This window comes from Hyunsoonleella sp. 2307UL5-6, assembly GCF_047345485.1.
Lineage (GTDB): Bacteria > Bacteroidota > Bacteroidia > Flavobacteriales > Flavobacteriaceae > Jejuia.
Map to the genome: position 1 here is coordinate 123,096 of NZ_JBLFEN010000007.1, position 13,421 is coordinate 136,516.

Here is a 13,421-nt window from a genome sequence, read left to right on the forward strand (position 1 = left end):
CCTTCATTATTTACAAATAATTCTTACTTTAGATACAGCTAATTAACTCTATTATATTTACTAAAATAATTGGCTTTCAATGAAAAAAAGTATTCTAAATACTATAATTAATAATATTATTATTTTGGTAATAATTACTAGTTTAACAGTAATGCTAGGTTGGTTTTTACAGCTTAAACCTGTTCTAGAAATTATTCCAAGTAGTGCAACAATGAAGTTTAACTCTGCATTACTATTTTTTTTATCTGCAATTGCTGTATTCTGCATACATAAATCGAATGATTTTTTATTTGTACTAAACATAGTAACCAATGGGGTGCTTTTATTTATAACAGTATACACATTAATATCCTATATTACTGAGCTTCGTTTTGACCTTGATACGTTTTTTATATCCGATACGTATTCAATAACATTTCCTGGAAGAATGGGTGTTGGTACTTGTTGTTCTTTTTTATGTCTTGGTTTAGCAATATTTGGCTTTCAAACCAATAAAAAAAATATAATAAGTTTTTGTCAAATACTACTTTTTATAGTATTACTCTTATCTACAGTATCTATTATCTCTTATATACTAAATTTAAATTCTTTTGATAAAACAACTTTTTTTGAGTCAATGGCAATCCATACTTCAATTTTATTCTTTTTATTAACTACAGCTGTTTTGTTAAAACAACCAGATATTGGTTATGTAAAATACATTACAAGTAATTATGAAGGCAATCGCCTTTTATGGGTTAGCCTACCAGTTGTAGTATTACTACCTATAATTTTAGGCTTTATAATTTTATATCTGGTAAACAACGATATTGTAAAAATTAGCTTTGGAGTAGTACTATATTGCGTATCGTTCATCATTTTTAGTTTAATATACTTTACAGCAATTTCAATAAAAATAAATAAATCTGACAGGCGTAGAAAAATACTTGAAGATAAATTACAATCAAATAATAAAGAATTAAAACAATTTAAAACAGGCTTAGATAAAATTGCAATTATATCTACAACAGACCTAAAAGGCAATATTAAATTTGTTAATGAAAAGTTTTGTGAAATTTCTGGCTTCACTAAAGAGGAAATACTAGGAAAAAACATCAGTATTTTAAACTCTGGGTATCATCCAGATACTTTTTTTCAAGACATGTGGGATACCATAAATTCTGGTAAAATATGGGTTAAAGATATTAAAAACATCAAAAAAAATGGGAAATCATTTTGGGTAAATACAGCCGTTATTCCTTTTATGCTAAAATCTGGAAAACCTTATGAGTATTTAAGTATAAAAATTGATGTTACAGAACGCAAAAAGGCTCAAAATATATTACAATCAAAATATGTAAAACAACTAGAGAAAAACAATCATGAATTGGAGCAATTCGCGTATGTCGCTTCTCATGATTTACAAGAACCCTTAAGAACGATAACGAGTTTTTCAAACCTGCTATATCAGGAATACTACGACAAACTTGATAGTACTGGACAAGATAGTTTACGTTTTATAAAAGATTCTACAGATAGAATGCATATATTAATAAGAGATCTTTTAGATTATTCTAGATTAGGTAAAGACTATGAACTGGAACAAGTAAGTTTACAAAACGTATTAACAGACTGTATATCAGATTTAAAAAATAAAATTGATAGCTGCAATGCTAAGATAACTATTGGAAGCTTACCAGAAATAAATGGCTACAGTTTACCATTAAAGTTATTATTTCAAAATTTATTATCTAATGCAATGAAATTTGTTAAACCAAATGTAACACCCAATATTTACGTAGACGCTAAAGAAACGGAAAAGTTTTGGGAAATAACAGTTTCAGATAATGGAATTGGAATTCCTAAAGAGCACCAAAAACGTATTTTTGATATATTTCAAAGACTTCATAACAAATCAGAATTCGAGGGAACAGGCATAGGATTAGCACATTGTTTGCGTGTAGCCCAATTACATAAAGGAGAAATTATTATAAACACCAACATAAATGGTGGAAGTACATTTAAAACAACCTTAAAAAAAAGACTTAATAATGACAACTAAACTAGATTTAATTATTTTTATAGATGACGATTTTGCTACTAATTATTTACATGAAAGAAATGCTAAACTTGCAGATTGCACAAAGCATGTAAAAATATTTTCGTCTGCTTTAGATGCCTTAGGCTATTTAAAAAATACAGATAGTGAAGATTATATAAAGCCCAATATTATTTTCTTAGACATTAACATGCCTATAATGAATGGTTGGGAGTTTTTAGAAGAGTACGAAAAAATCAATATATCTAAACATAGCGATTTATTATTAGTTATGCTTACTACATCGTTAAACCCGAAAGATAAAGCAAAAGCAGATGATTGGAATATAGTATCTGACTATAGAAATAAACCATTATTAAGCGAACAATTATTGAAAATTGTTAAAGATAATTTCAACGAAAAAAATAATTCATAAAAAAACGATTTTAATTCCTATTAGCTGTTACTGGTAGCAACTCAACTATACTTACCCATTATCAATATTTAAAGTATACTATTAAATTCCTAGTTTTAAAAGCAATCTACAATACCAATTAAGCATTAATAATGTATTGCCTGTAAAACACTATTCAAAACTAAGATAATTTTAAGTATTTAAATGAACTGTGATGATGTTTTAAGAAATTCTTTATGTATAGATATAATCTTAAAACAAAATAAAAATGAAATTACTTAAAACTCTATTCGTTTTGCTATTACTAGTATCCTTCTCATGCACTGAAAAAGAAGACACAGAAGAAGAACAACAACAAACTGAAGGCGCTGTTAGCTTTACATTTGCCGACGGCAGAAGTTTTATTGTTGAAAACGTTAATGCCACTGTTACAAACCTTTATAGCTTTAGTGATACTAAAACCATTACCATTACTGGAACTGCAGGAGGTAGCGGAGAATTAACACTTACACTAGTTGATAAGGATGATGACTTTAAAGCTGTGGTTAATGAAAATGAATTTCCTTTTGGTGATACATCAAAATCATTTTATGCTACCATTAGATATGTAGATAATTCCTCAACTTTCACAGGTGGTGCTGGCACGTTTGATATTTTCAATTATGAAGAAAACACTAATTCTGGAACTTCAAAACTATCAGGTATATTTAATACAGCTAATAATTCAACTTGGATGCTTGGAAATATTTCAGGACTTGTTATCAGATGTTTAGAATGTCAATAGATTTAAACTAAAAAAAATACTCAATCAGTTTTTGCGCTCTATAGCAATTACTAATTGGGTGTTTATTCATCAATTTCAAATTAAAAAAACATCAAATATATTGTCTAAAATAATACCCCACACTATTTGGTAATCAAATATATAATCGTAAATTTGCAAACTCTTTTTTAAGAGCAAAATGTTTAATCAGAAAAATAAAAAAGTGTGGACACATTAAGCTACAAAACGATTTCTGCCAACAAAGCGACTGTAAATAAACAGTGGGTTGTTGTTGATGCTGAAAATCAAACGCTTGGTCGTTTGTCTTCTAAAGTTGCAAAACTTTTAAGAGGTAAGCACAAGCCAAACTTCACACCACACGTTGATTGCGGCGATAACGTTATTGTTATCAATTCAGAAAAAATCAACTTATCTGGAAACAAGTGGAATGACAAATCTTACATTCGTCACACTGGTTATCCAGGAGGTCAAAGAAGTTTAACTGCTACCGAGTTGTTTGGAAAAAATCCTGCTCGTATAGTAGAAAAATCAGTAAAAGGAATGCTACCTAAAAACAAATTAGGTGCTGTTTTATTCCGTAACCTAACAGTTGTTGTTGGTTCAGAGCACAAACACGAAGCTCAAAAACCAAAAACAATTAATTTAAATGAATTCAAATAAATGGATGTAATTCACAAAATTGGCCGTAGAAAGACGGCTGTTGCTCGCGCCTATGTTTCTGAAGGAAAAGGAAACATTACGATTAATAAAAAAGCCTTAACCGATTACTTTACTACAGGTACCTTACAGTACAAAGTAAAGCAACCTTTGGTTTTGACTAACAATGACGGCAACTTTGATATTACAGTAAATGTATATGGCGGTGGTATCACTGGTCAAGCAGAAGCTGTACGTTTAGCATTATCGCGCGCTATGTGCGAAATTGATGCTGAAAACAGAGGTATCCTTAAGCCAGAAGGTTTATTAACTAGAGATCCAAGAATGGTGGAGCGTAAAAAATTCGGACAGAAGAAAGCGCGTAAGAAATTCCAGTTCTCTAAACGTTAATCTTCAAAAACATCTAATTCAGAATCTCTTAATCCAGATTCTGAATTATTTTATGTTATTAAAATCGCTGAAAAGTTCAGCAAATTAAAACCAGTTATTGTTGTCTATTTCGCATTTGCGAAAAGATGTAGTTTAGCATCTAAATGAAGCCAAAAGCTAATAGTAATCTGCTAAAAGCCAAACGGAACATTGCTAATTCAACAGAACGTAAACTATTACAAAAATGGCAGTAGAAGTAAAAGAACTACTAGAAGCAGGTGTACACTTTGGTCACCTTACACGTAAGTGGGATCCAAACATGGCACCTTATGTTTATATGGAGCGTAACGGCATCCATATTATCAACCTTTACAAAACAGCAGCTAAAATTGACGAAGCTGGAGCAGCACTTGCTAAAATTGCAGCTTCAGGACGTAAAATTTTATTTGTTGCTACAAAAAAACAAGCAAAAGATATTGTGGCTGAAAAAGCTGGCGGCGTAAATATGCCTTACATCACAGAAAGATGGCCAGGTGGTATGCTAACTAACTTTGTTACTATTAGAAAAGCGGTTAAAAAAATGGCTATGATTGATAGAATGAAGAAAGATGGTACTTTCATGACACTATCTAAAAAAGAGCGTTTACAAGTAGACCGTTTAAGAGCTAAATTAGAAAAGAATTTAGGTTCTATTAGCGACATGACACGTTTACCAGGAGCACTTTTTGTTGTAGATATTAAGCGTGAACATATCGCCATTAAAGAAGCTCAGAAATTAAATATTCCAATTTTTGCAATGGTAGATACAAATTCAGATCCGCGCCAAGTGGATTATGTAATACCAGCAAATGATGATGCTTCTAAATCTATAAGTAAGATTTTAACCCATGTTACTGATGCGGTAGCAGGAGGTTTATCTGAAAGAAAGGCTGAAAAAGAAGCTGCAGCAGCTGCAAAAGAAGCCCCAAAAGCAGAAGCTAAAAAAGCAGCACCTGCTAAAAAAGAAGAGGAAGAATAAATTATAGTATTAAAACATAATTAAGTCGTTTAGTTCTTTCTTTGTTGAAATAAATTAAACGACTTTTTTCAATTTAAAAACATTTTTAAGTTATGGTAAAAGTAACAGCCCAAGAGGTAAATAAATTAAGACAAGCTACAGGCGCAGGTATGATGGACTGCAAAAAAGCCTTAGTTGAAGCTGAAGGCGATTTTGATAAAGCTATTGAAGTTTTACGCAAAAAAGGACAAAAAGTTGCAGCTAAAAGAGCAGATAGAGAATCTAGCGAAGGTGCTGCTGTAGCAAAAGTAAATGCTGACAATACAGTTGGTGTAGCTATAGTTTTAGGGTGTGAAACTGACTTTGTTGGTAAAAACGAAAACTTTTTAGCTTTAGCAAGTCAATTAGGAGATATTGCTATAACAACATCATCTAAAGATGAGTTTTTAGCTGCCGATTTTGATGGTATGTCTGTTGCTGATAAATTAGTTGAGCAAACAGGTGTTATTGGTGAGAAGTTAGACATAAAAGCTTTTGAAAAAGTAGAAGCTGCTTATGTTGGATCTTACGTACATATTAATAAAATTGCTGCTATAGTAGGATTTTCTAGCGTTGTAGATAATATTGAAACTTTAGGTAAAGATGTAGCAATGCAAATTGCATCTATGGGAGCAACCACACTATCTTATAAAGATTTTGATCCTGCTTATGTAGCATCTGAAACCGAAGCGAGGATTGCTGTAATCGAAAAAGAAAATATTGAGTTAGAACGTTTAGGTAAAACACTTAAAAATGTACCTCAATACATTTCTCAAGCGCAATTAACACCAGAGGTTATCGCAAAAGCTGAAGAAGCTGCCAAAGCTGAATTAAAAGCAGAAGGTAAACCTGAGCAAATCTGGGATAGAATTTTACCAGGTAAAATGCAACGTTTTATTTCTGATAATACCACTTTAGATCAAGAGCAGTGTTTATTAAATCAGAATTTTATTAAAGACGAAAAGAAAACTGTTGAAGCCTATGTGGCATCTTACGGTGCTACTGAAATTACTGGCTTTAAACGTGTTACTTTAGGATAATAACCCGTTTAGCATCGCATATTAAAACCCACCATTTTAAACTGGTGGGTTTTTTAGTTTACCTAATTAACATGGGCAATCTAAAGTTCCGTCTGATCTTACATCACATTCTCCTTCACATGTTTCTACACATGAAATCGATGTAAATAGTATTACTGTTAAAATTAAAAATTTAGTTAAGATTGATTTTTTCATAAGAATATTGTTAATATTTGACTAATAACAAATATAATAAATAAGATGACTGTTGTTTTGATCGCTTATTGTTATACCTAAAATCTAAATAATATAGCATTTAAGGTATAAAAAAAATGTTTAGTTTTGTTAAAGCACAAAATTCATAAAGACATGAGCCTTAGCAATTGTTTTGATTTAAGATTATATGTGTTTTGGCGAATAATATGAGACAATAAAATAGTAATAGAAACTATCTAATGAAATACAAAAGAATACTCCTAAAACTATCAGGTGAAGCCTTAATGGGTACACGCCAATATGGTATAGACCCAGAACGACTAGCTGAATACGCTCAAGATATAAAAACGATTACCAGTAAAGGTGTACAAGTAGCCATAGTTATCGGTGGTGGTAATATTTTTAGAGGTGTTGCTGGTGCTAGTAACGGTATGGATCGTGTACAAGGAGACCACATGGGGATGCTAGCTACCGTTATTAATGGCTTAGCATTACAAAGTGCCCTTGAGGATGCAGATATCCCTACGCGCCTTCAAACTGCTATAAAAATAAATGAAGTTGCAGAACCTTTTATTAGAAGAAAAGCAATGCGTCATTTGGAAAAAGGACGTGTTGTTATTTTTGGTGGTGGTACAGGAAACCCCTATTTTACTACAGATTCTGCTGCGGTATTACGCGCTATCGAAATTGAAGCAGATGTGATCTTAAAAGGTACTCGTGTAGATGGTATTTATAACGCAGATCCCGAAAAGGATAGTAATGCTGTTAAATTTGATTCTATTTCTTTTGATGATGTGCTAAAAAAAGGATTAAAAGTAATGGATACAACTGCTTTTACCTTAAGTCAGGAAAACAAATTACCTATTATTGTATTTGATATGAATACGCTTGGAAATTTACTTAAAGTAGTTTCTGGGGAATCTATAGGTACAGAAGTTAATATTTAAATATGGCTTAATTTTTGAATCTTTATGGTTAATTAAAATTTTTAAAAAATGAACGAAGACATACAATTTATATTAGACACAACAAAAGAAGCTATGGATAATGCCATTGCACATCTTAAAAAACAATTTACAAATATAAGAGCTGGTAAAGCAAGTCCTGCTATGTTAGGAAGTGTTATGGTAGATTATTATGGATCTCAAACACCTCTAAGTCAAGTTGCCAATGTAAACACACCCGATGGTAGAACAATAACTGTACAGCCTTGGGAGAAAAATATGCTACAGGAAATAGAACGTGGTATTGCCTACGCAAATTTAGGATTTAACCCTATGAACAATGGAGATACTATTATTATTAATGTACCACCATTAACTGAAGAACGTCGTAAAGACTTAGCAAAACAAGCTAAATCTGAATCTGAAGATGCTAAGGTAAGTATAAGAACTGCTCGTAAAGACGCCATGAACGATGTAAAAAAGAATGATGATGTATCAGAGGATTTAAAAAAGAATGCTGAGATTGACATACAACAAATGACGGATAAGTTCGTTAAAAATGTCGATGACCTTTTTGATAATAAAGAAAAAGAAATCATGACTGTATAAAATAAAGAGCGACACTAAAGTCGCTTTTTTTCTTTAATCTATAGCTTTCTATTATAACCAATGTTTAAATTTTGCACCCTCATTTTTTGTTTAACTATTAGTTTGGTGCAAGCTCAAAATTCAGCGATTAATTTTTTAAAAATTGAACAAGATTCTGTAAAAAAGAGTTTTTTTTTAAAACAAATAGGCAACGGTTACTTCCCTACTAAATATTTTGATTTTGATTTAAGATACTTAGTAAAATACAATCAGTTTGAAGGCTTAAGAACGGGGCTTGGAGGTGTTACAAATAAAAATTTTTCTGAAAAATATAAGATAAACGGCTACACGGTTTATGGATTTAGAGATGATGCTTATAAATTTAGTATTGGTGGTAGTGTTCGATTATCCGAAAGCACTAATACGTGGCTAAACCTATCATATACTGATGATTTACAAGAAACAGGAAGTTCTAAATTCTTAACTGACACACGTTTTTTTCAGTTTTTCGAACCTCGCCTACTAAATATAGATTTGTTTCATCGCCATATCACGCAAGCCATTTCTATAGCGCATAAATTTCACCCCAAATTATCTACTGAAACTCAATTTTCTTCAAGCAATGTAGAACCTACCTATAACTATGTGTTTAATTTAGATGGAGAACAATTTAATAAGTTTCAATTTACTACGGCAACTTTATCAATGCAATGGAGTCCCTTTAGCCAATTCAGAATAGCTGATAATGTATATAAAAACATAAAAGAGGGGTACCCAAAATTCACATTACAATATTCTAGAAGTATAAAAGACGTTTTAAAAGGTGATTTTAATTTTTCAAAATTGGATTTTAAAACCATCCATCGGCATTTACACAAAAATAAAAATGTATCAGAGTTTACTTTAGTCTCAGGTATAGCAAGAGGTGATGTGCCTTTAACACATTTGTATCATGCCTACCCAAACAACATTAATAAAGAAACTATTTTACAACGTTTTTCGGTTGCTGGCATAACAAGTTTTGAAACTATGTTTTTTAATGAGTTTTTCTCTGATAAATTCACTACAGTTCAACTAAAACACTTTTTAAAACCGTTTAATATTTCGCAGCGCTATAAACCACAGTTGGTACTTATTTCTCGTTTTGCCATAGGTGATATTAACAACCCAGAACGTCATGAAAATATTTCATTTGGTTCTTTACGAAAAGGCTATACAGAGTCTGGTTTTGAAATCAACAAACTACTTTTTGGTTTTGGCCTAAGTTTTACTTATCGTTACGGTGGTTACCATCTGCCAAATTTTGAAGATAACATTGCTTTTAAATTTACTTTTAACCTAACATTATAGTTGATTAACAGCACTTAATACATTGTTTTTTCTACCTTTGCGCATCTTTTACAAAACCTCATGTTTAAATTATTTAATAAGAACTTTTGGGATGTTAGTGCACGATTAATTCTTAGGAATAAAATTTTTATTTTAATAGGAATTATCATTGCTACTTACCTTTTTAGCACCCAATGGGATTATATGCGTTTTAGTAATACAGAAGCCAATTTATTACCAGATGACCATGAAGCAAATATTACGTATAACAACTTTTTAAAAAAATTTGGTGAAGAAGGAAATTTAATAGTTATCGGTGTAAAAGATAGCTCTCTTTTTACCGTTGAAAAATTAAATGCATGGAATTCATTTTGTTCCGTATTTAAGAATCATGAGGCTATTGAGGATGTAATTTCTATAAAGGATTTACAAAAACTAGTAAAAAATACCGCAGAAGAAAAATTTGCACTAGAGCCTTTTTTAAAAGATTCTATTGCGAGTATTTTAGAAATTAAAACACTACAAGAAGAACTTTTTAATAAATATCCATTTTACGATAATTTTTTATTTAATAGTGAAACGAAAACCATACGTACTGCTTTATATTTTAAAAAATCGTTAGTTAACACCTCTGCTAGAAAAGAGTTTGTACTCAATATTTTAGAGCCAAAAATAACCGAGTTTGAAAAAAATTACGGTTTAGATATTCGCATCTCTGGAATGCCTTATATACGAACCAAAAATGCAGAAAACATTATTGGCGAAATTGGGAAGTTTGTAATTGCCGCATTACTTGTAACCTCACTAATTTTCTTTTTCTTTTTTAGATCGTTTAGAGCTACGTTTATCTCCCTAATAGTAGTGTGTATTGGTGTTATGTGGACTTTAGGAATTATTGGTTTATTGCGTTATGAAATCACAGTACTTACTGCTTTAATACCTCCATTAATTATAGTTATAGGAATTCCTAATTGTATTTTTTTAATTAATAAATACCAACACGAAGTAAAATTACATGGTAACAAAGTAAAATCGTTACAGCGTGTTATTACTAAAATTGGTAACGCTACGTTAATGACAAATGTTACTACAGCATCTGGTTTTGCTACATTTATTTTAACTGAAAGTACACTTTTAAAGGAATTTGGTATTGTGGCGTCGCTAAGTATTTTAGCTATTTTTATATTATGTTTACTTATTATTCCTATCATATACACATTTCTTCCATTTCCAAAAGACCGCCATTTAGAGCACTTAAATAAACGATGGATAGGTGGTTTTGTAAATTGGATGGAGCGTATGGTACGTAAAAAACGTATTGCTATTTATGCTATTTCTGTTGTATTATTAACCGTAAGTATTATTGGAATTTACCAAATTAAGGTGTCTGGTAGCTTAATTGAAGATATGCCACAAGACTCTCAGTTTGTAAACGATATTCGCTTTTTTGAAGAAGAATTCGACGGTATTCTTCCCGTAGAAATAATGGTGGATACTAAACGTAAAAAAGGTGTTATGAAATTATCTACCTTAAAACGTATGGATAATATTGAAGCCTATATTGAAGAAACTCCAGAATTATCTAAACCTATATCGGTGGTTGGTTTAGTTAAATACTCTAAGCAAGCCTATTATAACGGTAACCCAAAATATTACCAATTACCAACAACTCAAGAAAACAGTTTTATTTTATCGTATGCTAAAAACTCTACATCAGATGTAGATTTACTTAAAAACTTTGTGGATAGTACAGGTCAGTTTGCCCGTATCACTACATTTATGAAGGATATTGGTACAGATAAAATGGAGCGTATTCAAGAAAATTTAGGTGATAAAATTGATAAAGTATTTCCTAAAGAACGGTACGATGTCACCATGACTGGTAAAGCATTAGTGTTTCAAAAAGGCACAAAATATTTAGTAAAAAACTTAGCTATTTCGTTATCCTTAGCCATATTATTAATCTCGTTATTTATGGCATATATGTTTAGGTCTGCTAGAATGATTATTGTATCACTCATCCCTAATTTATTACCGCTTCTAGTCACAGCGGGTGTTATGGGCTATATTGGTGTACCTATAAAACCATCTACCATTTTGGTGTTTAGTATAGCATTTGGTATTTCGGTAGATGATACTATACATTTTCTAGCAAAATACCGTCAAGAATTACAAGCCAATAAGTGGAAAATAAAACCATCAGTTTACGGTGCTTTAAGAGAAACAGGTGTAAGTATGTTTTATACTTCTATTGTACTATTTTTTGGGTTTTCTGTATTTACCATTTCAAATTTTGGAGGCACAGTTGCTTTAGGTGCTTTAGTATCGGCTACATTATTATTTGCTATGTTATCAAATTTATTGCTATTACCTTCTTTATTATTATCCTTAGAAAGAAGTATTGCTAATAAACAAGTGCTTAAAAAACCACCAATTAATATTATTCCAGAAGAAGATGATAATGATGTTTAACTAATGTATCAAAAAACAACATTAATTACAATTCAAAACCTTAATAGCTGAAATATCCTAAATTTATTGAATTTTTACATTTTATTATTTGAATTTTAAACATGTAAACTATTATATTTACTGTCCAAAACACTTATATATGCAGCTGTATTCTGTCTCGCAATTATTAAAACAAGAAAATAGGTTACCAGAAGTAGAAATTAAAGGTTGGGTAAGAACTTTTAGAGCTAACCGATTTATTGCTTTAAATGACGGATCGACAATAAAGAATATTCAGTGCGTTGTAGATTTTGAGAATACTGATGAAGATCTTTTAAAGCGAATTACTACTGGTGCTGCATTACATATTAAAGGAGAGTTGGTTGAAAGCCAAGGAAAAGGACAAAGTGTTGAAATTTTAGTAAGCGATTTAGAGGTTTTAGGCGATTCTGATGCTGAAGAATTTCCTATCCAACCTAAAAAACACTCCTTTGAATTTTTACGTGAAAATGCGCATTTACGCACACGTACCAATACGTTTAGTGCGGTAATGCGTTTACGCTCTACATTGTCATTTGCTATACATAAATATTTTAATGATAATGGCTTTTACTATATGCATACGCCAATAATTACAGGAAGCGATGCTGAAGGTGCTGGAGAAATGTTTAAGGTAACCAAACTCGATGAAAAAAATCCACCTTTAAAAGATAATGGCAATGTTGATTATTCTAAAGATTTCTTCGGAAAGGAAACTAATCTTACCGTTTCTGGCCAACTAGAGGCAGAAACCTACGCTATGTCGCTTGGAAAAGTATATACCTTTGGCCCTACATTTAGAGCCGAAAACTCTAACACCTCTAGGCACTTATCTGAGTTTTGGATGATTGAACCCGAAGTTGCCTTTATGGACTTACCAGGGAATATGGATTTAGCTGAAGATTTTTTAAAGTACGTTCTATCCTATATACTAGAGCATAATAAAGATGATCTGGATTTTTTAGAACAGCGTTTACTTAACGAAGAAAAAACTAAACCACAAGCAGAACGCAGTGATATGGCTTTAATTGAAAAATTAAAGTTTATAATAGACAATAATTTTAAGCGTGTAAGCTACACAGAAGCTATTGATATACTGAGAAATAGCAAGCCCAATAAGAAAAAAAAGTTTAAATATCCAATTACCGAATGGGGATGTGATTTACAAAGTGAACATGAACGTTTTTTAGTTGAAAAACACTTTAAATGCCCTGTGATTTTATTTGATTACCCTGCCAATATCAAAGCATTTTATATGCGATTGAATGATGATGGCAAAACAGTTCGTGCTATGGATATTTTGTTTCCTGGTATTGGCGAAATGGTTGGCGGCTCTCAACGTGAGGAACGTTTAGAAGTGCTAAAAGAAAAAATGGATGCATTAGATATTCCTGAAGATGAATTGTGGTGGTATTTAGATTTACGTAAATATGGCACAGCGGTACACTCTGGCTTTGGTCTTGGTTTTGAACGCTTGGTTATGTTTGTTACAGGTATGGGTAATATTAAAGATGTGATTCCTTACCCAAGAACACCACAGAATGCAGAGTTTTAAGC

Annotated in this window: 13 protein-coding genes; 12 read left to right on the plus strand and 1 reads right to left on the minus strand. The window is 31.3% G+C overall.

From position 1 onward, the window contains the following. Positions 1-79: 79 nt before the first annotated feature. From ACKGJY_RS13235 to tsf, 7 genes are all read left to right on the plus strand, one after another. The gene (locus ACKGJY_RS13235; RefSeq protein WP_413974379.1) at positions 80-2,041 is read left to right on the plus strand and encodes an ATP-binding protein; all 1,962 of its coding nucleotides are present in this window, start codon (positions 80-82) and stop codon (positions 2,039-2,041) included. Next, positions 2,031-2,453 carry a response regulator gene (locus ACKGJY_RS13240; RefSeq protein WP_413974380.1) on the plus strand — a complete coding sequence of 141 codons (423 nt, stop codon included), beginning with the start codon at positions 2,031-2,033 and terminating at the stop codon, positions 2,451-2,453. The genes ACKGJY_RS13235 and ACKGJY_RS13240 overlap by 11 nt, the downstream gene beginning before the upstream one ends. A gap of 247 nt (positions 2,454-2,700) precedes the next feature. Then, positions 2,701-3,216 carry a hypothetical protein gene (locus ACKGJY_RS13245; RefSeq protein WP_413974381.1) on the plus strand — a complete coding sequence of 172 codons (516 nt, stop codon included), beginning with the start codon at positions 2,701-2,703 and terminating at the stop codon, positions 3,214-3,216. 204 nt (positions 3,217-3,420) lie between these two features. Further along, positions 3,421-3,876 (plus strand): 50S ribosomal protein L13, encoded by a 456-nt coding sequence (gene rplM / locus ACKGJY_RS13250; RefSeq protein ID WP_413974382.1) that lies wholly within the window; start codon positions 3,421-3,423, stop codon positions 3,874-3,876. Next, positions 3,877-4,263: a 30S ribosomal protein S9 gene (gene rpsI / locus ACKGJY_RS13255; protein WP_413974383.1), complete on the plus strand. Its 387-nt coding sequence runs from the start codon at positions 3,877-3,879 to the stop codon at positions 4,261-4,263. 223 nt (positions 4,264-4,486) lie between these two features. Next, the gene (gene rpsB / locus ACKGJY_RS13260) at positions 4,487-5,260 is read left to right on the plus strand and encodes a 30S ribosomal protein S2 (RefSeq protein ID WP_413974384.1); all 774 of its coding nucleotides are present in this window, start codon (positions 4,487-4,489) and stop codon (positions 5,258-5,260) included. Positions 5,261-5,352: 92 nt separating this feature from the next. Further along, complete coding sequence (tsf, locus tag ACKGJY_RS13265) at positions 5,353-6,318, plus strand: translation elongation factor Ts (protein ID WP_413974385.1); 966 nt, start codon at positions 5,353-5,355, stop codon at positions 6,316-6,318. Positions 6,319-6,384: 66 nt separating this feature from the next. Here the strand turns inward: tsf and ACKGJY_RS13270 are convergent, their stop codons facing one another. Further along, positions 6,385-6,513, minus strand: a complete 129-nt coding sequence (locus ACKGJY_RS13270; protein WP_413974386.1) for a hypothetical protein — start codon at positions 6,511-6,513, stop codon at positions 6,385-6,387. Between the two features lie 239 nt (positions 6,514-6,752). On the opposite strand from ACKGJY_RS13270, the gene pyrH reads away from it, so the two are divergent. The 5 genes from pyrH to asnS all read left to right on the plus strand — a co-directional run bounded on the left by pyrH (position 6,753) and on the right by asnS (position 13,419). Beyond that, the gene (pyrH, locus tag ACKGJY_RS13275) at positions 6,753-7,460 is read left to right on the plus strand and encodes a UMP kinase (protein WP_413974387.1); all 708 of its coding nucleotides are present in this window, start codon (positions 6,753-6,755) and stop codon (positions 7,458-7,460) included. A 48-nt stretch (positions 7,461-7,508) separates the two neighbouring features. Beyond that, a complete protein-coding gene (gene frr / locus ACKGJY_RS13280) occupies positions 7,509-8,066 on the plus strand; it encodes a ribosome recycling factor (RefSeq protein WP_413974388.1) in 558 nt (185 codons plus the stop codon). A gap of 105 nt (positions 8,067-8,171) precedes the next feature. Continuing rightward, complete coding sequence (locus tag ACKGJY_RS13285; protein ID WP_413974389.1) at positions 8,172-9,395, plus strand: DUF5686 family protein; 1,224 nt, start codon at positions 8,172-8,174, stop codon at positions 9,393-9,395. Between the two features lie 60 nt (positions 9,396-9,455). Further along, a complete protein-coding gene (locus ACKGJY_RS13290) occupies positions 9,456-11,846 on the plus strand; it encodes an efflux RND transporter permease subunit (RefSeq protein WP_413974390.1) in 2,391 nt (796 codons plus the stop codon). A 139-nt stretch (positions 11,847-11,985) separates the two neighbouring features. Next, positions 11,986-13,419, plus strand: a complete 1,434-nt coding sequence (gene asnS, locus ACKGJY_RS13295) for an asparagine--tRNA ligase (protein ID WP_413974391.1) — start codon at positions 11,986-11,988, stop codon at positions 13,417-13,419. Positions 13,420-13,421 lie beyond the last annotated feature (2 nt).

Coding starts and splice junctions, on each gene's coding strand:
- ACKGJY_RS13245 (WP_413974381.1), top strand. CDS start 2,701: ATGAAATTACTTAAAACTCTATTCGTTTTGCTATTACTAGTATCCTTC.
- rpsI (WP_413974383.1), top strand. CDS start 3,877: ATGGATGTAATTCACAAAATTGGCCGTAGAAAGACGGCTGTTGCTCGC.
- tsf (WP_413974385.1), top strand. CDS start 5,353: ATGGTAAAAGTAACAGCCCAAGAGGTAAATAAATTAAGACAAGCTACA.
- rpsB (WP_413974384.1), top strand. CDS start 4,487: ATGGCAGTAGAAGTAAAAGAACTACTAGAAGCAGGTGTACACTTTGGT.
- frr (WP_413974388.1), top strand. CDS start 7,509: ATGAACGAAGACATACAATTTATATTAGACACAACAAAAGAAGCTATG.
- ACKGJY_RS13290 (WP_413974390.1), top strand. CDS start 9,456: ATGTTTAAATTATTTAATAAGAACTTTTGGGATGTTAGTGCACGATTA.
- ACKGJY_RS13270 (WP_413974386.1), bottom strand. CDS start 6,513: ATGAAAAAATCAATCTTAACTAAATTTTTAATTTTAACAGTAATACTA.
- pyrH (WP_413974387.1), top strand. CDS start 6,753: ATGAAATACAAAAGAATACTCCTAAAACTATCAGGTGAAGCCTTAATG.
- ACKGJY_RS13240 (WP_413974380.1), top strand. CDS start 2,031: ATGACAACTAAACTAGATTTAATTATTTTTATAGATGACGATTTTGCT.
- ACKGJY_RS13235 (WP_413974379.1), top strand. CDS start 80: ATGAAAAAAAGTATTCTAAATACTATAATTAATAATATTATTATTTTG.
- asnS (WP_413974391.1), top strand. CDS start 11,986: ATGCAGCTGTATTCTGTCTCGCAATTATTAAAACAAGAAAATAGGTTA.